Genomic DNA, 23,374 nt, shown 5'->3' on the forward strand with positions numbered 1-23,374 from the left:
TTTATTGGTTTTTTACTCATCATATATAGTAGCATGGAGGGGTATGACTTTAGGATAAGGAGGAATTTTACGTGAAATTAATACTTAGGCTGATTGCAGGAATTGCAGTCGGCATCGGTATCGGTGGACTCTATTATGGCCTCGGTACTTCAGGAGGAGTAGGGACGGTCCTCGAATTTTTGGTGACGCTGCTGCTGACTTTCGAATCCATTCTTGGCAGTTTTATATTCTTCATGATTCCATTGATCATTCTTTTCTTCATCGCCAATGGTATATCAAAGATTGGAGGAGGATCAGGTAAAGTAGTCGGTGCCACACTGGGTACAGCTTACATATCGACTCTCGGAGCCGGCATCATGGCATACCTTGTAGCAGTCATGGTCATGCCCCGTATTACTGATGGTGGCAGTGTGCCGGCCGAAGGTACTGGACTCGAGCCATTCTTCGAGTTTGAAATCGCACCGCTCATGGATATTCTTACAGCGCTTGTTCTGGCATTTGCATTCGGAATCGTCATTACGCTGACGAAGTCGGAACTTATGGGGAAATGGTTTGAGGAAGGCAAGAATATAGTGGAATTTCTTATAGAAAGAGTGGTCATTCCGATTCTGCCATTCTACATTGCAGGCGTGTTCGCCGGAATGGCATCGCAGGGTACCGTATTTGATACACTGGCCGTATTCGGAGTCGTTCTGCTTGTAGCCGTACTGCTTCACTGGGTATGGATTACAATCCAGTACACGATAGCTGGCGCACTGCTTGGCAGAAATCCATTCAAAATGATCAAAACGATGCTGCCTGCCTATTTTACAGCGCTCGGTACAATGAGCAGTGCAGCGACAATACCGGTGACATTGAGACAGACGAAGGAGAATGGGATCCGCAGCAGGGTCGCCGATTTCGTTATTCCACTATGCGCAAACATCCATCTATCAGGCAGTACAATTACAATCGTCAGCTGTTCCATTGCAGTCATGACTGTACTGCCGGATTATGAACTGCCCGGCTTCTTCACGATGCTCGGCACAATCATGCTACTTGGCATCGTCATGATTGCGGCCCCTGGTGTGCCGGGTGGTGCAATCATGGCCGCAAGCGGGGTGCTCATGAGCAATCTCGGTTTCACAGAAGCGGCAGTGGCGTTCATGATTGCCCTCTATATGGCACAGGACAGCTTTGGTACTGCTGCCAATGTTACAGGGGATGGTGCAGTCAGCGGCATCATCAATGCGTATGAAAAGAAACTCAACGTCTAGAATTCAGAAAATCTCTACGAATTGCTGTTGGATATCTCCTTAATGAATATTACAGAAGGTATTACAATTCCGAGAAATCCTTCAAACAGTGATAGAAAACGAGTGACGCCTACTGGTGTGAAGTCTCCGTAACCGATTGATAGCAGTGTTACACCACTATAATAGAGTGTTTGCCAAAAAGTATAATGGGTGACTTGTTCGCCAGTATTGCCATTAATATAAATGGGTGTCTGGAAAGAAATAATATGATAGATGACCGCAAACGTGACGAACAATGAGAACATAACAGTAAAAATGTATAAATAGAGTGGCCAATTAAGGGAAAGTTTATGTCTGTCACCCAGATCGCCTTTTTTCTTTGCGAAGGCGCCGAGCTGAAACGCCACGAAGACTACGAGAATTCCTAAGAAAACGTGAGCCATGAAATTCCTCCATGATTGAGAAGTTGTTTATAATGGTATGTAGTACAAATCAGAAAGATAAAGGATATCGATTATGAATAAATTTCTATACCTGATCATCGTAATCTGTTTTTTGGATCTGTTCGTCCAGCTGCCGATCATTACACCATTTGCGCTTTCATTGGGTGCAGATGAATATACAGCCGGAATAATCGTAGCTATCTATTCCCTGTTCAATATGGTCGGAAACGTTTTTGGAGGCTTTCTATCCGACAAGTTCGGCAGAAGGAATATGCTGTTGACGGGAATGGGATTGCAGATCATCATACTCCTGGCCTATACTGTTGTGCCCTCTGTCGGTCTGCTGATACTCATCCGCATCATACATGGCTTCTCAAGCGGTCTGCTGACACCGGCGGCATTCAGCCTTGTTGCCGATATATCAAAAAAATCGGCAATCGGGCGTTCAATGGCACTTACCGGTGTCTCCATCGGGGTGGCAGCAGTCATCGGTCCTGCACTCGGTGGCATCATTTCAAGCCAGGCAAGCTACCAGACAGTCTATTTCATCATGGCCATGATCTTCATTTTTGGCATCATTCTGATTCTGGCCGTTGTAGAAGAGAGTACAACTGAACACAGCAGGGAGATTCATTATAAGACCAACTTCGGACAGATCATTACGCGTCCTTCGCTGATCGTAGCCTATATATCTGCTTTCACCCTCATGGTTTCCAATGGTTCACTTGCTTTCGGCCTGCCGCTGAAAGTTTCTGGAATTGGTCTGTCGGAACAGTCGATAGGTGCCATGCTGAGCGTCTTCGGTATCGTAGCCATACTGATTTTCGCCACTCCGATCAACCGGATATATACAAAGTACAGTCCAGTGGTGCTCGTTTCAGCCGGTATTTTCATTGTCGGTCTTGCAATGATGCTCCTGCATGTGGTGCCGTCAACCATCCTCATCTATATTGTAATGGTGATCTATGGCGTCGGTTTCAGTTTCATCTTTCCGTCCATGAATAAGATCATCGGACAAAATACGGAAATGCATGAGAGAGGAAAGGCCAATGGTGTGTTCTATTCTTTCTTCTCGCTTGGTTCTGTGGCAGGCTCCTATCTTTCCGGAATATTTGCCACATATTTCGAGACACCATTTTTATTCATCGGGCTGATTCTCATCATTTTGCTCGCTGGTGTCCAGATCGCTCATAAAAAAAGTGGATTTACTCATTCCCTTTAGGGAAAACATGAAAGCAAGGGTGTGATACAGTGAAGAACGTTCTATTAATGGGAATAAACGGGAGGATCGGACAGAACCTGTATAGGGAGCTGAAAGATGTATACAATCTCTTCGCCTTCTCCAGCTTCAATCAGGACGATACCGACATGGATATCACCTTCCTGAAAAAAGATCTTTTCATATTACCGGAAGTTGAGAAAGCATTAAAGAACATAGATATAGTAATATTTTTCGAGGATCCCATAATGCGGCTCAACAGACAGACCCAGGGACGTTTTGACGATCTCTATATACTTCTGGCTGACAACATTGCCCGGGCTTCCCGCGCCAACGAAGTAGAACAGATCATCTTTGTAGGAGATGAAGTCAGCTATGACTATACAGTGGAAGTACTTGGTGCATATGGCACAGAGGTCAAGGCTACAGATACACCGGTGAAGAGGTACGGTAAAAACCTATCCTACAAAGCATCGGACTATAATAATGTCAGAAGTGTGCAAAGGGCGCCGCTCCCTGAAGGCTGGCATATAAAGGATGTAGGAAGATACTATTTTGAATGGCTGAATGAAATTCTTTTCAACGTGATCAATGTCGAATACGAGGGTCAGCTGATCAAGATCCATTTTGTGAAAAGAGATCAGCCCGCGCTGGTCGTCAAATATGACGCGGAAAGCAGCTTTGATGGTGTGGAAATCTACAGGATCAAAGGCGGTGGCTTGTCCAGGAAAGAAATGAACAAGACGCCGCGCTTTGAATTCAGGGAACTGCCCGGATGCAAGGAATTCATCATGGCACTGCATGACTTTGAACCCAAATCGTCCTGGAGTACCTACCTGCTGACTCAGGCACCACTGTATGCACTGGTCAACCGCATCTATCAGGTGGAAATGATCATAAATAGCCAGGCTCCAAGACTGGAAAATCCATCATCTAACGAATGAGCACGAAAAAGAGGAACGAAATCTTTTAAGATTTCGTTCCTCTTTTTTATGTGTATTGATTAATGGATGAAGTTATGACCTGAAACTTGGGAAGCACTGATGGTTCTGAAAGCTTTGACGCCCTGTCCACTACCGAAGTTCATTTCGGATACAAGGATGGAACCGTCTGAATTGATTCTTTCGACGACTGCAACGTGGCCCATGCCCCAGGCAAAGTTGGTCCATGCATCAGCTTGCATGATTGCGCCGACGGATGGAGAGTTGTTCACTTTGTATCCATCACTTTTCGCACCGGTATCCCAGTTGTAGGCATTGCCCCAGCCATTGCCTACAGGTTTTCCAAGCTGCTGACGACGTTCGAATACGTACCAAGTACATTCGCCCCATGTGTAGTAGTTCTTGCCATAGGAAACGTTCGTTGGAGCAGGTGCAGAAACATTTTGTGTAACTGTCTCTTTGGATTCGGAAGCGCTGGAGTTGCTGCTTGAATCATTTGAGCTGCTGCTTGAAGAACTTGAAGTACTTGCAGTTCCGGAAACCTTCAGAGATTGTCCTGGGTGGATGACTGTGGAGGACATGTTGTTCAGGTTCATGATATTTCTATATGTAGTGCCATGTGCTCTTGCAATCTTGCTCAGTGTGTCGCCTGCTTTGACACTGTAGGTGCTACTTGAAGTGTTTGATGAGCTGCTGGAAGCACTGCTTGAATTATTTGAAGTTTCTTTGACTTCATTCTTTGATTCGGATTTCTCAGAAGTCTTGCTATCGGAATCATTTGAGCTGCTGGAAGCATTTCCGCCGAGTGAGAGCTTCTGGCCCGGGTGTATGATATGTGAAGATATGTTGTTGATGTTCATCAGTGTTCTGTAGTTCATGCCATTTGCTCTTGCAATCTTGCTCAGTGTATCTCCCGATTTAACAGTATATGTTCCACTTGCAGAACTGCTTGAACTTGAACTGCTGGAAGACTGTGAAGAGCTGGATGATTTTGAACTGCTTGAATCTGAACTGCTGGAACTGCTGCCGCTTGTTTTCAGATTCTGATTGATGAAGATCAGGTCTGAAGAAAGGTTGTTCCAAGATTTGAGCTGGGAAACGGATACGCTGTTCTGATTTGCAATTTTCCAAAGTGTATCTCCACTCTGGACTTTGTATGAAGAAGCTTCCGCCTGATCCGCAAGACCGTATGTAGTAAGTGCTGCTGTCGCTGTCAAAGCAGTGATGATCTTTTTCATGAAAGTAGTGACCTCCTGGATTATGGGTATGATGTATGTATTTTATATTGTTGTCGGTATATTACACAGTTGTCTTTGATTACAGGTTTCATCTTACCAAATAAATCATCAAAAAAGTGCAATGTAATATAACTGTAATAGAAATAAAACACTTTCATCATATTCAGAATAGTCTTGTAATGGTAATAAAATCTAATAGAGTGGACTTTAGTCATCAAGGGTATACAAAATGTATTATCATAATTGTTTCAGGAGGTCCTTTGAATGGCAACTCGGCATGACTACGGAAAAGTCTGGCTCTACTTTCTCTACTATTGGGTGATATTCGGCATCGGTACATATTTTGGCCAGTACCTGCCTGAAGAATGGCGCCCGACCGCATCGACCATCCTATTTGGTCTCATGATGATTTCTCTGTTTGTAAGAGGATTCAATAGGACAGGGCTGATCATCAGCCATCTGTATGCCATACTGATCGGTCTGGTTTCCTATGGTCTTTTTGAATCGTTCATCGCAGATTTCGGGTCGGACATATTCTACCGCATCGTGCTGCTCGGTATTCTTGTATTCGTATTTTTTGGCTTTATCGGCTATTTTCTGCTCAAAGATATTACACACTGGGGAAGGTACCTGTTTATTGCACTGCTCGTTGTAATCTTTGCATCACTGCTCAACTTCTTCATCAACCTGCCCTTTATGACACTTGCACTGACGATTGGCGGTCTTGTACTCTATATTCTCTTTACTATGTATGACTTCAATCGTATGAAGAATAAAAGATTCAGCCCGAGGGAGATGGGATTCAATCTGTTCATCAACCTGCTGATCATCATCAAAAGACTGCTGCGGCTGTATCGTTATATTAACAATAGGCGCTAGATGTCATAAAATGATATATTATAGATAAATCAATGTAATGAAGGAAGATGAAAGAATGGGACGTAAATGGAATAATATCAAAGAGAAAAAAGCGCAGAAAGATAAAGATACGAGCCGGGTAAATGCAAAGTTCGGACGCGAAATCTATGTTGCAGCCAAAAAGGGCGAACCGAACCCGGAAAGCAATCAGGCGCTGAAAGCAGTTCTTGATCGGGCGAAAACATACTCGGTGCCCAAGCACATCGTCGACAAGGCGATCGACAAGGCGAAGGGCAACGATGAAGAGACGTTTGATGAACTGCGCTATGAAGGCTTCGGACCTGAAGGCTCCATGATTATTGTGGATGCATTGACAAACAATGTTAATCGCACGGCTTCTGATGTACGTGCCGCTTTTGGCAAGAATGGCGGGAATATGGGTGTCAGCGGTGCGGTAAGCTACATGTTCGACTCAAAATCGGTATTTGTATTCACTGGTTTTAACCCTGAAGATACGATGATGGATCTGATGGAGAAGGACATGGATATAGAAGATGTCACTGAAGAGAACGGCTATACAGTAGTCTATGGCGCACCTCAAGCTTTCCATGAAATCAAACAGGCGCTCGATGAAATGGGTGTCGATGATTATGAAGTTGCGGAACAGACCATGGTCGCCCAGAACGAAGTGTCACTCGAGACGGAAGCAGAGGAGCAGTTCGAGAAACTGATCGAGGTTCTGGAGGAGCTTGAAGACGTGTCGAACGTCTACCATAACGTCAATCTAGGTGCATAGACAGAGGAGGAGAATGGATGGATTTCGGTTATCAGGGGAAAGTGGCAGTAATTACGGGCAGCAGTAAGGGCATCGGTCGTGAAACGGCGGGTCAGATGGTGAAGCTTGGAGCGAAGGTCATGCTGGTCGCCAGAGGTGAAGACAAGCTGATCGAAGCGAAAGAAGCACTATCCGAATACGGTGAAGTCGATTATGTTGTTGCGGATGTTAAGAAGAATGATTCGGCAGTGCACATTATTGAACAGACGATTGAAAGGTATGGACGCCTCGACATTCTCGTCAACAATGCAGGCGGCTCATTTGCGAAGTCATTTGAGGATATATCCATCTCCGACTGGGAACAGGACCTTGATCTTAAACTGCTCGGTGCTGTCAGAATGTCGAATGCTGCTCTGCCACATTTGAAAAAGCAGGGTGGCGCCATAGTGAATCTTACAGCGGTACTCGGCAAGACGCCGCCTGCCTCTTCATTGCCGACAACCGTTTCACGTGCTGCAGGCATGGCGATGACGAAAGCGATGAGTAAAGACCTTGGGAAATACAACATCCGGGTGAATACGGTATGCATTGGTCTTATACGCAGTGACCAGATAGAGAAAAAATGGAAAAAGGAAGCACCTGAATTGAGCTGGGACGAATATTCAAGGCTCGACAGGCACAACATTCCGCTCGGCAGAATCGGTGATACGGAGGAGGCTGCCAATGTCATCACTTTTCTCTGCTCGGAACTCGCTTCATATGTAAGTGGAGATGCGATCAATATAGACGGTGCTTCCGGCCATGCACTATAAATTATAACGCCTTCGGGCGTTTTTTTATTGCCAAAATTCTGTACTAACTGTATTATTGTAATTAATACAGAACGGAGGAGGTGGCCGGATGATCAATTTGGACTTAAAAAGTCGCATACCAATTTATGAACAACTTATAGATAGGATAAAACAGCTTATCATACAAGGTGTTATAAAACCGGATGAAAAGCTTCCCTCGGTCAGAAATCTTGCACAGGAACTGACAATCAATCCCAATACGATACAAAAAGCCTATCGGGAACTGGAAAGGGAGGGCTATATCTATTCTCTGCCTGGCAAAGGCAGCTTCGTGAGCGAAGTGACAGAGCAGGAAAATAACGTTAAGATACAGGCGCTTACGCAGGATTTCCAAAGGATTGTCGGCGAGCTGCTTTATCTGGGGGCTTCAAAAGAACGTCTGATTGCACTGATACAGAAGACGACAGAAGAAGGGAGAAATAAAGATGAAACTCGAGACTAGACAGCTTGATAAATCCTTTGGCAGGAAAAAGGCAGTGGACGCAGTGACATTGACAGTCACCTCAGGAACTATCCACGGGCTCCTTGGTTCCAATGGCGCAGGCAAGACCACCTTCATGAAAACACTCGGGGGCATCTATAAGCCGGACGCCGGAGTGGTACTTTTTGATGATGCATCCATATTTGAAAATCCATCCGTCAAAAATGATGTGGTTTTCATCAATGACATCCCGTATTTTTTCAATGGGGCAACCCTCGGTTCAATGGCGACCTTCTATAAGGCAATGTATCCAAAATGGTCGACAAAACGTTTCAAGCAGCTGTCTGCACACTTCGGATTGGAAGCGAAAAAGCCGCTTTCCCAGCTTTCCAAAGGGATGAAGCGGCAGGCATCCTTCATACTGGCCTTTTCTGCACGGCCGAAAGTGATGCTGCTCGATGAACCTTTTGACGGACTCGATCCAATCATCCGACGCCAGGTCAAGAACATCATGATGCAGGATATCGCCAACCATGGAATGACTGTTATCGCATCGAGCCACAACTTGAGGGAAATGGAAGACCTATGTGACTCCGTGTCCATCATGCATCAGGGCAAGCAGCTCTTCCACCGTGATCTCAACGAAGTCAAAGGTTCACACTGCAAGTTGCAGATCGCTTTTGAAAACCTGCCTGATGATCAATTCTTTCAAGAGATGGGCGTTGTCCATCACGAAGCGAAAGGAAGGGTCCTCACATGCATCATCAAAGGGGACATCAGTCAGATTGAAGAGAAAGTGACGAAGTACGACCCGCTCATGTATGACATACTGCCGCTGTCGCTGGAAGAAATATTCGCATATGAAATGGGGGATAAAGGTTATGAAATCAGCAACATCATTGTTGAATAGAACATTACTGAACCACTTCATGGGCGGCATATTCTGGCTGACAGTCCTGTTTCTCATCGGCAATATACTTATTCAGCCACTCTACTTGTGGATCCGATCTGTAAATAGTGAACCAGTAGGCAATATGACTTTCATATCAGGCAGCATGCTTAATGAAACCCTTCCGTTTCAACTTGCAGCGAGCATGATCTATGTTGTTCTGATGGTGATGTTCCTGTTCAGCTACAAACATAAAGAAGCATCACTCGACTTCATGCACAGCATGCCTGTGAAAAGAAGGAAATTACTGAGTCATGCACTGATTGCGGGTGTGATCAATATCATCATCCCACTTGTGATTACTGCAGTGATTCTTTTCTTTGAAAGATACTTCCTGATATTCGATATTACAATAATGGAGATTGTGGAATGGTTCTTCTACACTTTGTTTGTACTGCTTGTCGTTTTCGCCATTTCAGTATTTGTCGGATTTCTTGTGAACAGCATGTTCGTCCATATGCAGCTTGTTGTCATTGTGTTTTTCCTACCTGTTGTGTTCTGGGGATTGACAGTATCAGTCGCAGACTTGCTTTATGATGGTATTGCACCTACGCCTTCAACAGGTGGCGACGGACTTATGGGTGTAGTGGTCAATAATACGTTCCCGATTTTCGCAATCCAGCAGATCATCGATGGTTTTACATTGTGGAAGATGATCATCTGGATAGGGATAGCTGTAGTGCTCATAATTCTGTCCTACCTCTACTACAATAGAAGTAGAAGTGAAAACGTACATCAGACTTTCAATAATGGCTGGATCAGGGATATACTGGTTGCTTTTATTACAATTTCCGGAATGCTGCTCGTTGGACTGGTCATTTCATTCGCTTTGCCGAACTTGACCGTTGTATATGTATTTGCATTTGTCATAGGTGCAATATTCTCGTATATTACCCAAGAAATGTTTTTCCAAGGAACGGCTAAAATAAATTTCAGATGGCGTTCCATACTCATATCGGCAATTTCTGTAGTCGTTTTCTGGATTGTATTTATTATCGGTTGGCAACAGTATACCTCCTATGTGCCTGACCAGAGCAGTGTTGAAAGTGTCAGCATCAATGGTAATTGGAGTAGTAACAACTGGATGAGTAATCAAGGTGAGAGCATAATGACAGAGGATTACTTGTTCATAGAAGATAAGAATGTCATCAGTGAAGGGGTTGCGCTTCATCAGGAAGCTATTACCAATGAAGGTATGCCTGAAAGTGGTGTACCAGAATCCTTTGAAATCATCTATAAAATGCAGGACGGTTCCTATGTGAATAGAAGCTATGATAATATTTCCATGGAAAATGAAAAATATCAGTCAATGATGGAGACTTTGAACAGTGGTGAATACTCAAAAGTATATGATGTTGTTTACAACATAGAGGATAGTAGTGAGATTAATAATCTTGAGCTCTATGGCATTGAAGGCTACATCAATCTGGAGAGTTCAGTTGAGATTGCTGAATTCACTGATGCCTATCAGAAAGCAGCACATCAGGTCGATACAGAGATGCCGATGCTGACGAATAATTCGAATGCATCAGCTGCAAGTGCATCTCTCAGTACAGATGGCAACTACTACAATGGAAATGTTTCCATATATAACCCTGCTCTGATCAACAAGGTGACTGAAGATCAGAATCTGGCGGAGTTTCTCGGTATCGGGAGTAGTCAGAATATGCATACGGTCTCACTTTCTGATGATGCAAAAGAGAGCTTCTTCAGGGACTACGAGACCATGTCTTTTGATGAGCTCAGTGAAAAATATGATGTAGAGTCTTTGGATGATAGAGAAGATGTCATCAACAGTATAAATAATGGCGGTCTGGATGCGAGCGGAGACAAGGTGTTGTTATATTCCCCTGAGTACATGGGCATGGAAATGGACGTGGAAGAAGTCGAATCATTAGCAGATGCGTTCATCATGCTCGGCATCGAGTAGGCTGATATATAGAAAGTTTTAATTCCTTCACATTCTTTCTCCGAATTTTGTATAATTGGGGGAAGGAGATGAGCGTGATGAAAACCAAATATCTCGATAAAAGAGGGTGGAGACGTCTCCTCCGATCGGACTACAAAGAGAAAATCGTAAATTATGATGGTGAAAAAATACTGGTGGGGCTGATAGATATTCATAAAGTGCGCTCCCCGCTTACAGTGCCGATACTCGGTGAGAAGGTGCGGGTATGCGACAACCATTATAAATGGCTGCAGATCATGCCTGAAAATAGAAACTACAGTATTACAGTCATGTATGATGATAATTATGAAGTGCTGCAATACTATTTTGATATCAATGTCGAGCATATCCTGGAGCTTGGCAATGCACGGCGCAAGGATATCTACCTGGATGTGCTCGTACTTCCGGATGGAAGATATGAGCTCGTTGATGAAAGAGATCTGAAGCGGGCAATCAAAAGAGGGCATATCACTAAAGCCCAGTATGACTATGCCTATTCTGTGGCAAATGAAGTGATCGAGGAGATCGACACGGATTTCACCCAGTTTGAAAAGCTTGTCCATTACTGTAGAAAATCACTCGCATAATAGAAAATACGAACGACCAAATATTTGGTCGTTCGTATTTTTGATTGCTGGAACTCTTAAATTGCGTCCGGGTCAGGTCGTAATGAAATCTCCACCGTTGACATGGAGGACCTGACCGGTCATGTAGCTTGAGTCATTGCTTGCCAGCATGACATAGCTTGGTGCAAGCTCACTCGGCTGTCCACGACGGCCCATTGGTGTACTGCCACCGTGCTTCTCGACTTTCTCAGCACTGAACGTTGCTGGAATGAGTGGTGTATAGATCGGGCCTGGAGCCACACCATTTACCCGGATGCCCTTTTCCGCCAGATTGCCTGAAAGGGAACGGGTGAATGATGTAATGGCACCGTTTGTCGCTGAATACTCGATAAGTTCCGGTGAACCTCTGTATGCAGTGACGCTTGTCGTATTGATGATGGCATCCCCCTTATTCAGATGCGGTACTGCCGCCTGTGCCATGAAGATGAAGCCATAGATGTTCGTTTCGAATGTTTCCCGGATCTGCGCTTCCGTAATATCAAGGAATTCATCCGTCGGATACTGTACCCCAGCGTGATTGACGAGTACATTCAATTTGCCGAAGTTATCGATGGTGAACTTGACGAGCTTCTCGCATTCTTCCTTCTGCTTCACATCGAAAGCATATATTTCACATTTCGCACCATAAGACTCCGCAATTTCTTTTGTTTTTTTGGCATCATCGTGTTCATCGAGATAGCCGATGACGATATTCGCGCCTTCTTTTGCATAGGCTATCGCAACTGCGCGGCCGATCCCGGAATCGCCGCCTGTTATGATGGCTACCTTATCTTGTAGTTTGCCGCTGCCTCTGTAGTTTTCATCTTCAAATATCGGCTTTGGATCCATATCTTCTTCTATGCCTGGCTGACGGTCTTGTGTATAGCCTTCAACTGCTTCATCCACACGTTCATATTTGTTCTTTTCAGTCATTATCATCGTGCCTCCTATTGGAATGATGTAATAGGCATATACCCAACACTTGGATTATTTACACTTATTGATGTCCAGGCATTGTATGAACCCTTATTTATGATAGTATTTCATTATTGATGAAAGGATGTTGCATAATGAAAGTCGACGATTATAAGCTTCTCGTCACCCTGGATGAAACACGGACACTGCGGCGGGCAGCTGAAAAGCTGTTCATCTCCCAGCCTGCTGTCAGCCAGCGCCTCAAATCCATTGAAGACGAGTGGGGGGTAAAAATTTTCATCCGAACAAAAAAGGAACTGTATGTAACAGGAGAGGGAGAAAAGATCATTGATCATGCGCGGAGTGTGGTTGAACGTGAGGCACTGGTCAAGGAGTATATCCGGGCCAATCAGAATTCCATACAGGGAAACCTGTCGATAGGTGTCTCCTCCCTTATCGGTCATACGATTCTTCCGGAAATAGTGGCACAATATCTGAAGTTGTATCCAAATGTAAATATTAAGATCAAAGTCGGGTCTTCCCAGCAGATCATCGGGGAACAGAACGACTTTCATATTTCCATTGTTCGTGGAAATCAGATACTCAACAAGCAGAATGAACTGCTGTTTGTAGATCGCCACTATCTGGTGGCGCCGAAAGAAAAAGATGATAAATCCAGGCTCCCGATCATAGAGTTCCAGGCGGATCCGATGTACATCAGTGAAATAGAGCAGTTTTTTGAGCATCGTTTCAGCCGCAAGTACGACTCGCAGATCAAAGTCGATCAGATTGCCACTTGCCGGGCACTGCTTCTCGAGGGCATCGGGATGACGGTACTGCCTGAAATTGTTTTGGAAGGGTTTGACAAAGAAAAGTTCAATATTGACGAAGTGACAGTGGAAGGTCGCCCGATTACACGTGACACGTATATTGCATTCGATAGAAGTGTACTTGAACTGCCACAGGTGAAGGCATTTCTGACTCTTGTAAGAACATTCGTCAATGCAAACTGAACATAACAACATTACATACAGAAAGAATGGATAACATGATGCGTGAACTTTTCAAGATACAGAACTACCGGCTGTTCCTCATCAATATGGGACTGCTTGGGATGGCTGTCTCCCTGACAGCGCCATTCCTGGTTATTTTCATGACGGAGACGCACGGCATGTCGACTTCGGCCTATGGGGTGTTCATGGCTACAGCAGCAGTGGGCAGTTTCCTGATGAATACGGTAATAGGCAGGAAGAGTGATAACCTGGCTTTTGATCGTAAATATCTGATCATCAGTGCTCTGGTGATGATGATCATAGCTTATGGCAGTTATCTTGTAATCGGCAATGTATGGCTGCTGGCATTATCCTATATCATCTTTGCAGCACTTGGTGCGCCCGCGATGCCTCAGCTTTACGCATCAGCCAGGGAATCGATCAATGCCTATAGATCCAATATGGCAGTGATGGCCAACACGGTACTCAGATCCATGTTCTCTTTCGGCTTTCTTTTTGGTCCTCTGATCGGGTCCGTGCTGATTGGAATCTATGGTTTCAACGGACTCTTTACCGGAACCGTCATAATGTTCATTCTTGTACTGGTACTGTCGATTTTGATTCAGCCGGCACAGAAGCGGGTTGCCCCGCAAAGTGCTGCCAACATAAGGGATCATGAAGAAAAGAAGGCGCCCAACATCCTCAAAACACCTGCACTGCTGTTGCCATTTGTGGCTTTTACCATGCTGCATGTGGGACAATGGATGTATCTTCTGAATATGCCACTGTATGTCACGAATTTTCTGGGAGAGCAGGAGCGGGGTGTTGGAATACTTTCAAGTCTCTGTGCAGGGCTTGAAGTTCCTTTCATGATTTTCATGGGTTATGTCGCAGGCAAGGTCAGTTCGAAGTCACTTCTGATTATCGGTGCTTTTCTCGGCAGTCTGTTCTTTCTTTCAATCGGCATATTCAATGACTTTACAGCGATGGTGATCGGCCAGCTGCCTCTGGCTATTTTCCTGGCAGTACTGCTCGGTCTCGGCATCAGTTATTTTCAGGATCTGCTTCCCGATTTTCCAGGGTATGCATCGACACTATTCGCCAATGCAATGATCATCGGCCAGCTGCTGGGCAACCTGCTTGGTGGAATCGCCAGTGATGTTGTAGGCTTGGAGTATTCATTCTTTATTGCAGGTGCGTTCGTATTTACAGCGTTCATATTATTTTTCTTTACTCAGAGTGAAATCAGGAAAGGAGAAGTCTAATGGAAATCATATGGTGGCTCATTGTCATCGCTTCGTTCATCATCGGATTTGCAGGACTGGTTTTCCCGGTTGTGCCTTCGGTACTGATGTTCTGGATCGGCTTTCTCGTTTATCAGTTCCTAATCAACAGCGGCACCCTATCATGGATGTTCTGGATTATCATGTTCGTTCTGACAATGCTGGTCCTCTTCAGCGACATCATCGCAAACAGCTATTTCGTCAAAAGATATGGAGGTTCAAAGCGCGGTGAATATGCTGCCATCGTCGGTGTGCTCATCGGCATGTTCGTCTATCCGCCAATCGGGATCATCGTTGTTCCTTTTGTGCTTGTTCTGATTGTCGAGCTTCTTAATTCAAAGGACGTCAATCAGGCGTTCAAAGCTTCTATCGGTTCGCTGCTTGCATTCCTTTCGAGTGCAGTGTTCGACGCAGTCGTCTTTACGGTAATGGTAGTATGGTTCCTGCTGGATGCACTCGTTTTCTAGAATAAATAAGGAGCCCCTCATCGAGGGGCTCCTTATTTGTTCTATGCATTTTCCAGCTGCTTTTCCTTGCTCTTGTTGTCCATGCCTTCTTCATCAAGGTTTTTGCGTACATCTGTCATATTATATTTCGGCTTGTGCTTGCCCTGCTGGATATCGAGCGCATAGTGGCAGGCGACACTGTGCTTATCCTTGTAGATTTCATCTTTCTCTTCCAGTAGAGGCACCTCTGTACGGCATTTATCCGTCGCAAATGGACATCTTGTATGGAAACGGCAGCCTGTCGGCGGGTCGATCGGAGAAGGGACGTCTCCACGCAGGAAGATCCGCTCCGCTTTCTTTTTCGGATTCGGCACGGGAATTGCAGACAGCAGTGCTTTTGTATAAGGATGCTGAGGGTTCTCGAAGATGCTCTTCGTTTCTCCCATTTCTACAATTTTTCCAAGGTACATTACAATGATCCGATCCGATATGTGACGGACAACACCAAGGTCGTGTGCGATGAAAAGGTAGGTGAGCCCCATCTCTCGCTGCAGACGCTTGAGCAGGTTCAGAACCTGTGCCTGGATGGATACATCGAGGGCGCTGACTGCTTCATCACAGATGATCAGTTTCGGATTGACCGACAGTGCACGTGCAATACCGACACGCTGTCTCTGTCCACCTGAAAATTCATGAGGGAAACGATCGATCTGGTGCTTCTGCAGGCCGACGGTTTCCATCAGCTCGACTATGCGTGCATTGCGTTCTTTTTTAGGGACGACATTTTGGATTTCCATTGCTTCATTGAGCGTCTGGCGTACAGTTTTACGAGGGTTGAGTGATGCGTAGGGATCCTGGAATATGATCTGCATCTCACTCCGCATTCTTCGCATTTCCTTAGCGCTCATGCCGAGGACATCCTTGCCTTCAAACTCGACCTTGCCTGCTGTCGGTTCATCAAGGCGGAGTATTGCACGCCCTGTAGTGGACTTTCCACAGCCGGACTCACCAACGACAGAAACGGTCTCCCCCTTACCAATGGCAAAGGAGATGTCATCAACTGCTTTGACGTGATTGACAGTACGTCCAAGAAATCCCCCTTTTATCGGGAAATACTGCTTCAGATTATCAATTTTAAGTAGTGGTTTCTCTGTCATAGACTGCTACTCCCTTCTCGCCATCCCATTCTTCGGTATAGATCCAGCATCTGACATCATTTCCGTCTTCCTGGGTTTCCAGTCCAGGAAGCTTGCTGCATATGTCCGATGCATGCGGACATCTCGGTGCAAAACGGCAGCCTGTCGGCATCTCATCTGGTGCAGGGACATTGCCTTTGATCGGTATCAGTTCATCCTGGTCGATATCATGGCGGGGAAGTGAGTTCAGAAGACCGACAGTGTAAGGATGTTTGGGGTTTTCGAATAAAGTCTCTACGTCTGCGTACTCGACTACTTTCCCGCAGTACATGACAGCAACATAGTCGCACGTTTCCGCAACGACTCCGAGGTCGTGTGTGATCATGATGACACTCATGCCGATTTCATTCTGAAGTTCTTTGATGAGTTCGAGAATCTGCGCCTGGATGGTGACATCAAGTGCAGTAGTCGGTTCATCGGCAATCAGGAGTTCCGGTCTGCATGCAAGCGCCATGGCAATCATGACACGCTGTCGCATGCCACCGGACAATTCGTATGGATATTGATCGACTCGTTTGGCAGGGGAGGGAATGCCGACAAGCTCAAGCATTTCGATTGCCCGCTTCGTTCCTTCCTTTTTACCGAGTCCCTGGTGGATCTTGTACGATTCTCTCATTTGCTGACCGATGGTATAGACCGGATTAAGTGAAGTCATAGGTTCCTGGAAGATCATGGATATTTCATTTCCCCGGATGTCCCTCATTCGGGAGTTTTTTGACTCTGTAAGTTCTTCTCCCTTGAAGTTGATGCTGCCTCCGACGATTTTACCGGGTCTTTCTATGAGTTGCAGGATGGACAGGGCAGTAATGCTCTTGCCGGAACCGGACTCTCCGACAATTCCCAGAGTTTTTCCTTCCGGCACCTGGAAAGTCACCCCATCGACTGCTTTCACTTCATTTCCTTCGATAAAGAAGGAGGTTCTCAAGTCTTTTATATCAAGAATATTTTCTGACACATGTGTCACTCCCAACTTAGTTTAGGTCGACGCGTTTATTAAGGAACCTGTAGGATATATCAACAACAAGGTTCACTACGACGAAGGATACTGCGACGACAAGTACGGCACCCTGGACGATAGGAAAATCCCTCTGGAGGATGGCGTCGATGATGAGGCGCCCGAGTCCATTGATTGCGAAAACACTTTCGGTAAGAACTGAACCGGCCAGAAAGTAGCCGAACTGCAGTCCAATTACTGTCACTACAGGAATCATGGCATTCTTCAGTGCATGTCTGAAGATGACCACGCGTTCTTTTACCCCTTTTGCTCTCGCAGTTCTGATGTAGTCCTGCGATATGACATCGAGCATGCTGCTTCTCGTCATACGTGCGATAATCGCCGCCCCGGCTGTACCAAGGGCAATAACAGGCAGGACAAGCTGATCGGGATCTCCCCAACCGGTCGGTGACAGCCACCCGAGATTAATTGAAAACCACTGGATGAGCATCAGACCGAGCCAGAAGTTCGGCATCGACAGGCCGAAGAGAGCCACTACCATGATTGCGACATCGGAGAAAGTGTATTGGCGTACAGCTGAGACGATACCGGCCAGAAGGCCGAGTACAATTGCGAAAATCATTGAGTAGATTGTCAGTTCCAAGGTGATCAGGAACCTTGGTTGTATATGGCTGAATACAGGAATGTTATCTCGTATGGATGTGCCGAAGTCGAGCTGCAGCGCGTTGCCCAGGAAGTTGAAGTACTGGACATGGAGCGGGTCATTGAGTCCCAGGCGCTGTTCGATCGCCTCGACAGTTGCCTGTGGTGCACTTTCTCCGGCCATGATCACCGCCGGATTACCCGGAGTCAGGTGCATCAGACTGAATACGAGAATGGTCACCCCAAGCAGTACAGGGATCAGCTGCAGTAGTCTGCGAATGATAAATGTAGTCATATGATGCCTCCTATTTTCTCATTTTCGGATCAAGTGCATCTCTCAATCCGTCTCCGAATAGATTGAATGCAAGTACCACGATGACGATCATCATGCCAGGGAACAGTGTGATATGCCCTGCCTGATACATATAGTTTCTTCCGTCATTGAGCATGGCACCCCATTCAGGCGTCGGCGGCTGTACACCGAGCCCGAGGAATGAAAGTCCGGCAGCAGTGAGGATTGCTGTTGCGATGAAAAGTGTTGTATTGACAATGATCGGTGACATGATATTCGGTAGTATGTGCTGGAATATGATCTTGACGTCACGTGCACCGAGTGCCCGGATTGCATCGACATACTCCAGTTTTTTAGTTGTCAGTGTCGAACCTCTGACAATCCGGGCAAACTGGGGAATGGCTCCGATTGCGATGGCGATCGTCACATTGATTGTACTGCCTCCAAGGACACTGACGATGGCAAGCGCCAGCAGGATACCTGGGAACGCAAGTAGAACGTCCATGAGTCTCATGACGATGGTATCAAACCATCCGCCATAATAGCCGGCAAGGATGCCGAGTGGTACACCGACAAGTCCTGCCAGGAATGTTGCTGCAAACCCTACCCCTAATGTTATGTACATGCCATGCAGTATTCTTATGAAAATATCTCTGCCCAGATGATCTGTTCCGAACCAGTGGGCAGCCGATGGGCTTTCCAGCTTGGCTGTGAGATTTGTGGCATTTGAACTTATGCCTGTCAATCCGTAATTGGCATCGATTGCACCAAATATCGATACCACGAAAAAGAATGCGAGGACATAGAAGCCGACAAGGGCGGATTTATTCTTTTTGAGACGTCTGAATGTATCTTTAAAACTCTTTACCCGCGGATTTACCGGTCTGGTATCACGAATTCTTTCTTTAGAAGCAACTACCATGGTCTGACCTCCTGAAAATCATGATTGAATTTTATGAAAATTCTTTAATGGTTATTCATTATGATACATTTCTCGAGCCAATATATCAATATTTATAAGGCAACAGAAATTGTTCCCCAATCTTATTGAAGAAATATTTTTACAAATGTGTAATAAGACTATTGTGGGAACTCTCCATTTTCAGATATATATAATTTATTGAACTCAAGGAGTTGAACTATGCAGAATGATACTATAACATGAAATCATATTTAATACATAGTCATCTAGTAGGATAATAAATTAAAGGAGTGTATTGATGAAGAAAACTGCAGGCATATTTCTGATGTTTTGTCTTTTCGTACTCACAGGATGTACGGATGATAGCGATGTTGGTTCGAATACCGAAAATCAAAGTCAGAATGGAGGAGACTTCATACTTTCTACAAGCAGCGATCTTGTCTCGCTGGATCCTCACGGCAGTAACGATCTGCCTTCGGATAAAGTGCGCAATACGATTTATGAAGGTCTCGTCACACAGAACGAAGACTTGGAGATTGAACCTTTGCTGGCTAAGGAATGGGAACAGACAGATGATGTGACATGGGTGTTCACACTGCGAGAAGATGTTTCATTCCATGATGGCAGCCCTTTTGATGCGGAAGTGGTCAAAGCCAATCTGGAGAGAGTAGTGGATCCAGGAATTGCTTCACCTAGAATGAATCTGTTTGAAATGATAGAGTCGGTTGAAGTATTGGACGAGTATCAGGTTGAGATTGTAACCGCGTATCCATTTGCTCCGCTCCTCAATCATCTGACACATGATGGGGGCGGCATGATAAGCAAGGAAGTCATTGATGAGGATTACAGCAATGCTCTGGAAGAGGCTGGTCTTGATATGACGGTTGAGGAACTGTACAGTTCGAGAGAATCCGATGCAGACGGATACGATGAAATCAGCAGCGATATCTCGGAATATCTGCATACAGTAGTGGAGCAGAAACCTGTCGGGACCGGCTATCTGCAGCTGCAGGAGCGAAATCCGGGCGAGTCGACGACCTTGTCCAGATTCGATGACTACTGGGACACGCCGGCAAACCTCGATACTGTTACATATAAAGTAGTAGCGGAGACAGGTTCCCAGGTTGCTGAACTCGAAACTGGCGCTTCGCATATGATCAGTGGATTTGATGCAAGTAATATCGAAAGAATAGAAAATAATCCAGAGACGCACATGTATACTTTTCATTCCATCTCCATGGAATACGTAGGTTTCAATACCAGCAAGGCGCCTTTGGATGATAAAAGAGTGCGTCAGGCCATCACCCATGTATTTGATAAGGAAGAAGTGCTCGCAGGGATCTACAACGGTACAGGCAGAGCACTTGAAGGTCCATTACAGCCGGAGGTGCTCGGGTATGATGAAAATATTGAAGGATTGAAATATGATGTGGATCGTGCCAAAGAACTTATGGCAGAAGCAGGATACGAAGATGGGTTTGAAATATCCATCATTACAAACGATACACCGGAGAGGGTCGATGTGGCTGTGTATCTTCAGGAGGCACTCCAGGAGCTGAACATTGAAGCCACGGTGGAGCAGATCGAATGGGGCGCATATCTTGAGAGGGCCAGTACAGGTGACCATGATATATTCCTATTGGGATGGCCGAATACAACAGGAGATCCGGACCAGGGATTATGGCCGTTATACCACTCTTCCATGATCGGCAGCCAGGGGAACCGTTTCTTCTTTGAAAACGATGAACTGGATACTTTACTTGAAGCAGGCAGACAGGAAACCGACATGGAAGAGCGGGAGCAGATCTATCAGGATGCACAGCAGCTGCTGATAGAAGAAGCGCCGTCAATATTCATGAGACAGGCGGAAAGTACAAATGCGTATAGGGATGAAGTGGAAGGTCTGACGATTGACCGCTATAACAAACCGGACTTCAGAAATGTTACTTTGGAAAATTAATGATTGGGAATGGAACGTGGATATGTCATGTCGGCATACCCACGTTCCATTCTTATTTCAATATTTCTGAATATTCCTTATTGAAAGAATAATCCTACTGTTATAAGATAGGTTTATCCCGAATATACATAGAAGTTGTGATGGTGGGAGAAGATGACTACAGGGGGAATGGTAAATGAAGAATTACTTGAAATTGCTGCTGCTCAGCGTTTTTGTTCTTGTACTTGCGGCATGTACCGACGATAGCAGTGTCGAGCCTGAAGGAGATGCTGGCGGTGATGAAGCATCCAGTGGAGGCGGCGATATGATCCTGTCCTTCCCGAGTGACGCAGTATCCATGGATCCGCATGGCAGTAACGATGTGCCATCCGAGCAGGTAAGGGATACGATGTATGAAGGACTTGTGACGCAGGATGAAAATCTTGAAGTTGCTCCATTGCTCGCCACGGAGTGGGAACAGACCGATGATACGACATGGCTGTTCACTTTGAGGGAAGGTGTCACCTTCCATGATGGTAGTGAGTTCAATGCAGAAGTTGTTAAAAAGAATCTTGACCGTCTGCTGGATACTGCTGCTGCCTCTGAACGCGCATTCGTTCTTGAGATGATTGAAGAAGTGAATGTTGTAGATGACTATCAGGTCGAAGTCGTCACTGAATATCCATTTGCACCAATCCTCAACCACCTGACGCATGGCGCAGGTAAGATGATGAGTGGGGATCTGATTGATGAAGATTATCAAAATGCGATTGATGAAGCGGGTCTTGATATGACTCCCGCCGACTACTATGAAGTGCGCGAAGCAGGAGGGGCCGAGTACGATGAGGTCTCTGGTTCGATCAGTGAATATATCGGTACAGTTGTAGAGCAGAATCCGGTTGGTTCGGGATATCTGCAGTTTGAAAATAGAAATCCAGGCGAGAGTACTGAACTCGTCGCTTTTGAAGACTACTGGGATGGTGCGCCGACGATTGACTCCGCAACATTCAAAGTGGTTTCTGAAACAGGATCAAGAATTGCAGAACTCGAAACAGGCTCTTCCGATTTCATCGCACAGGTCGAGTCCAGCAATATTGAGCGTATGGAAAGCAACGAAGACGTGACATTGGAGCGTACAGACTCGGTATCCATCGACTACATCGGCTTCAACGTACAAAAAGAGCCGTTTGATGACCCGCAGGTACGTACTGCCATCACTCATGCGTTTGACAAGGAAGCGGTATTATCCGGTGTCTACAATGATTCGGGTACGGCAGCAGCCGGACCGCTTGCTCCAGGCATCATGGGAAGCAGCGACAGCCTTGAAGGACCTCAATATGATATGGATCAGGCACGTGAACTGCTTGCTGAAGCAGGATACGAAGACGGGTTCGACGTCAATCTAATGGTGAACGATGACAACCCTGAGCGTATCGATATGGCTATATGGCTGCAGGAATCACTGGCAGAACTCAATATCAATGTCAATATCCAGCAGGTCGAGTGGGGTGCGTACCTTGAGATGACCGGTAATGGCGAGCATGACATGTTCATTCTTGGCTGGTCGAACACTACCGGCGACCCTGATAATGGTATTTCTCCACTGTTCCATTCAGACATGGTCGGTGCAGAAGGTAACCGTTCATTCTTCGAAAATGATGAACTTGATGCACTGCTTGATGAAGGTAAGCGGGAGTCGGATGATGCAGCAAGAGAAGAAATTTATCAGGAAGCACAACAGCTCCTGGTTGATGAAGCACCTGCCATCTTCGTCAGACACTCCGAGAACCTCAATGCCTTCAGTAATAACGTGGAAAACATTGGGATCGACCGCTATAATATCTACGACCTCAGAGATGTCAACATCAGTGAATAGTCATCTATGAAAACGAAAAACAAAGGACCGGAGAACATTTGAAATGTTCTCCGGTCCTTTGTTTTTCCTGCGAGGTATTATATACGTATCCCTTTTCCATTGCTTGAATTCTCATGATTGGCTTAAAATGGTATAATCTACAACAGAATGAAAAAAGGGTGATCGAATGAAACGTCTAACTGCCATCGCAATAGTAGTGCTTCTCGCAGGATGCGGAGAGGATGAAAGCCAGGCGGCAAAAGATCTGGAAACAGTTAATCAGGAGAATAAGTCTCTGGAAAATAGAATTCAGAATATCAAAGAGGAAAATAGCCAGTTCCAGGAGAATATAGATGCTAAAGAAACAGAACTTGAATCATTAAGGGAAGAAGAGTCCGGTGCAGCGCAGCAGGGTGATGAAGAAGATACGGAAGATGAGCAGGAGTAGTCTGTC

At 45.6% G+C, this 23,374-nt stretch carries 23 protein-coding genes; 16 read left to right on the plus strand and 7 right to left on the minus strand.

All coding sequences use genetic code 11. From position 1 onward, the window contains the following. Positions 1-71 precede the first annotated feature (71 nt). On the plus strand, positions 72-1,256 hold the full coding sequence (locus GQ671_RS05120; RefSeq protein WP_160653702.1) for a cation:dicarboxylate symporter family transporter: 1,185 nt from the start codon (positions 72-74) through the stop codon (positions 1,254-1,256). A 14-nt stretch (positions 1,257-1,270) separates the two neighbouring features. Here the strand turns inward: GQ671_RS05120 and GQ671_RS05125 are convergent, their stop codons facing one another. After that, positions 1,271-1,678 carry an ion channel gene (locus GQ671_RS05125; protein ID WP_160653705.1) on the minus strand — a complete coding sequence of 136 codons (408 nt, stop codon included), beginning with the start codon at positions 1,676-1,678 and terminating at the stop codon, positions 1,271-1,273. Between the two features lie 73 nt (positions 1,679-1,751). Here GQ671_RS05125 and GQ671_RS05130 point away from each other — a divergent pair, with 73 nt between their 5' ends. Continuing rightward, positions 1,752-2,900 (plus strand): MFS transporter, encoded by a 1,149-nt coding sequence (locus GQ671_RS05130; RefSeq protein WP_160653708.1) that lies wholly within the window; start codon positions 1,752-1,754, stop codon positions 2,898-2,900. A gap of 47 nt (positions 2,901-2,947) precedes the next feature. After that, positions 2,948-3,841 carry a Rossmann-fold NAD(P)-binding domain-containing protein gene (locus GQ671_RS05135; RefSeq protein WP_170288644.1) on the plus strand — a complete coding sequence of 298 codons (894 nt, stop codon included), beginning with the start codon at positions 2,948-2,950 and terminating at the stop codon, positions 3,839-3,841. Positions 3,842-3,900: 59 nt separating this feature from the next. Here the strand turns inward: GQ671_RS05135 and GQ671_RS05140 are convergent, their stop codons facing one another. Next, entirely contained in the window at positions 3,901-5,076 is a 1,176-nt protein-coding gene (locus GQ671_RS05140; RefSeq protein ID WP_160653713.1) for a LysM peptidoglycan-binding domain-containing protein, read from the minus strand. Between the two features lie 264 nt (positions 5,077-5,340). Between GQ671_RS05140 and GQ671_RS05145 the strand changes: the two genes are divergently transcribed. The 7 genes from GQ671_RS05145 to GQ671_RS05175 all read left to right on the plus strand — a co-directional run bounded on the left by GQ671_RS05145 (position 5,341) and on the right by GQ671_RS05175 (position 11,465). Further along, positions 5,341-5,955 carry a Bax inhibitor-1/YccA family protein gene (locus tag GQ671_RS05145; protein ID WP_160653716.1) on the plus strand — a complete coding sequence of 205 codons (615 nt, stop codon included), beginning with the start codon at positions 5,341-5,343 and terminating at the stop codon, positions 5,953-5,955. Between the two features lie 55 nt (positions 5,956-6,010). Continuing rightward, positions 6,011-6,730, plus strand: coding sequence for a YebC/PmpR family DNA-binding transcriptional regulator (locus GQ671_RS05150; protein ID WP_160653717.1), 720 nt, complete (start codon positions 6,011-6,013; stop codon positions 6,728-6,730). A gap of 17 nt (positions 6,731-6,747) precedes the next feature. After that, positions 6,748-7,521, plus strand: a complete 774-nt coding sequence (locus tag GQ671_RS05155; protein ID WP_160653720.1) for an SDR family NAD(P)-dependent oxidoreductase — start codon at positions 6,748-6,750, stop codon at positions 7,519-7,521. A gap of 88 nt (positions 7,522-7,609) precedes the next feature. After that, the gene (locus GQ671_RS05160; protein WP_160653723.1) at positions 7,610-8,002 is read left to right on the plus strand and encodes a GntR family transcriptional regulator; all 393 of its coding nucleotides are present in this window, start codon (positions 7,610-7,612) and stop codon (positions 8,000-8,002) included. Beyond that, positions 7,986-8,891, plus strand: a complete 906-nt coding sequence (locus GQ671_RS05165; protein WP_160653725.1) for an ABC transporter ATP-binding protein — start codon at positions 7,986-7,988, stop codon at positions 8,889-8,891. Before GQ671_RS05160 ends, GQ671_RS05165 begins: the two co-directional genes overlap by 17 nt. Continuing rightward, complete coding sequence (locus GQ671_RS05170) at positions 8,884-10,860, plus strand: ABC transporter permease (protein WP_211364888.1); 1,977 nt, start codon at positions 8,884-8,886, stop codon at positions 10,858-10,860. The genes GQ671_RS05165 and GQ671_RS05170 overlap by 8 nt, the downstream gene beginning before the upstream one ends. Before the next feature lie 77 nt (positions 10,861-10,937). Then, positions 10,938-11,465: a DUF402 domain-containing protein gene (locus GQ671_RS05175; RefSeq protein WP_160653731.1), complete on the plus strand. Its 528-nt coding sequence runs from the start codon at positions 10,938-10,940 to the stop codon at positions 11,463-11,465. Between the two features lie 72 nt (positions 11,466-11,537). Here the strand turns inward: GQ671_RS05175 and GQ671_RS05180 are convergent, their stop codons facing one another. After that, positions 11,538-12,416, minus strand: a complete 879-nt coding sequence (locus GQ671_RS05180; RefSeq protein ID WP_160653734.1) for an SDR family oxidoreductase — start codon at positions 12,414-12,416, stop codon at positions 11,538-11,540. Positions 12,417-12,553: 137 nt separating this feature from the next. On the opposite strand from GQ671_RS05180, the gene GQ671_RS05185 reads away from it, so the two are divergent. Genes GQ671_RS05185 through GQ671_RS05195 form a run of 3 tightly spaced genes read left to right on the plus strand, consistent with a single transcriptional unit; the run spans position 12,554 to position 15,140 of the window. Further along, on the plus strand, positions 12,554-13,411 hold the full coding sequence (locus GQ671_RS05185; RefSeq protein WP_160653737.1) for a LysR family transcriptional regulator: 858 nt from the start codon (positions 12,554-12,556) through the stop codon (positions 13,409-13,411). A 35-nt stretch (positions 13,412-13,446) separates the two neighbouring features. Continuing rightward, the gene (locus GQ671_RS05190) at positions 13,447-14,655 is read left to right on the plus strand and encodes an MFS transporter (protein WP_160654978.1); all 1,209 of its coding nucleotides are present in this window, start codon (positions 13,447-13,449) and stop codon (positions 14,653-14,655) included. After that, positions 14,655-15,140 carry a DUF456 domain-containing protein gene (locus tag GQ671_RS05195; RefSeq protein ID WP_160653740.1) on the plus strand — a complete coding sequence of 162 codons (486 nt, stop codon included), beginning with the start codon at positions 14,655-14,657 and terminating at the stop codon, positions 15,138-15,140. The genes GQ671_RS05190 and GQ671_RS05195 overlap by 1 nt, the downstream gene beginning before the upstream one ends. 41 nt (positions 15,141-15,181) lie before the next feature. Here GQ671_RS05195 and GQ671_RS05200 read toward each other — a convergent pair whose 3' ends face one another. The 4 genes from GQ671_RS05200 to GQ671_RS05215 are packed head-to-tail and all read right to left on the minus strand — an operon-like array spanning position 15,182 to position 19,126. Then, entirely contained in the window at positions 15,182-16,276 is a 1,095-nt protein-coding gene (locus tag GQ671_RS05200) for an ABC transporter ATP-binding protein (RefSeq protein ID WP_160653743.1), read from the minus strand. Further along, on the minus strand, positions 16,254-17,270 hold the full coding sequence (locus GQ671_RS05205; RefSeq protein ID WP_160653746.1) for an ABC transporter ATP-binding protein: 1,017 nt from the start codon (positions 17,268-17,270) through the stop codon (positions 16,254-16,256). The genes GQ671_RS05200 and GQ671_RS05205 overlap by 23 nt, the downstream gene beginning before the upstream one ends. 16 nt (positions 17,271-17,286) lie before the next feature. Further along, on the minus strand, positions 17,287-18,207 hold the full coding sequence (locus GQ671_RS05210) for an ABC transporter permease (protein ID WP_160653749.1): 921 nt from the start codon (positions 18,205-18,207) through the stop codon (positions 17,287-17,289). 10 nt (positions 18,208-18,217) lie between these two features. Beyond that, a complete protein-coding gene (locus tag GQ671_RS05215; RefSeq protein WP_160653752.1) occupies positions 18,218-19,126 on the minus strand; it encodes an ABC transporter permease in 909 nt (302 codons plus the stop codon). A gap of 298 nt (positions 19,127-19,424) precedes the next feature. Here GQ671_RS05215 and GQ671_RS05220 point away from each other — a divergent pair, with 298 nt between their 5' ends. The 3 genes from GQ671_RS05220 to GQ671_RS05230 all read left to right on the plus strand — a co-directional run bounded on the left by GQ671_RS05220 (position 19,425) and on the right by GQ671_RS05230 (position 23,368). Further along, entirely contained in the window at positions 19,425-21,086 is a 1,662-nt protein-coding gene (locus GQ671_RS05220) for a glutathione ABC transporter substrate-binding protein (RefSeq protein ID WP_160653755.1), read from the plus strand. Between the two features lie 175 nt (positions 21,087-21,261). Next, entirely contained in the window at positions 21,262-22,941 is a 1,680-nt protein-coding gene (locus tag GQ671_RS05225; RefSeq protein ID WP_160653758.1) for a glutathione ABC transporter substrate-binding protein, read from the plus strand. Positions 22,942-23,107: 166 nt separating this feature from the next. Continuing rightward, complete coding sequence (locus GQ671_RS05230) at positions 23,108-23,368, plus strand: hypothetical protein (RefSeq protein ID WP_160653762.1); 261 nt, start codon at positions 23,108-23,110, stop codon at positions 23,366-23,368. Positions 23,369-23,374: the final 6 nt, after the last annotated feature.

The sequence above is a fragment of the Salinicoccus hispanicus genome (assembly GCF_009831115.1).
Lineage (GTDB): Bacteria > Bacillota > Bacilli > Staphylococcales > Salinicoccaceae > Salinicoccus > Salinicoccus hispanicus.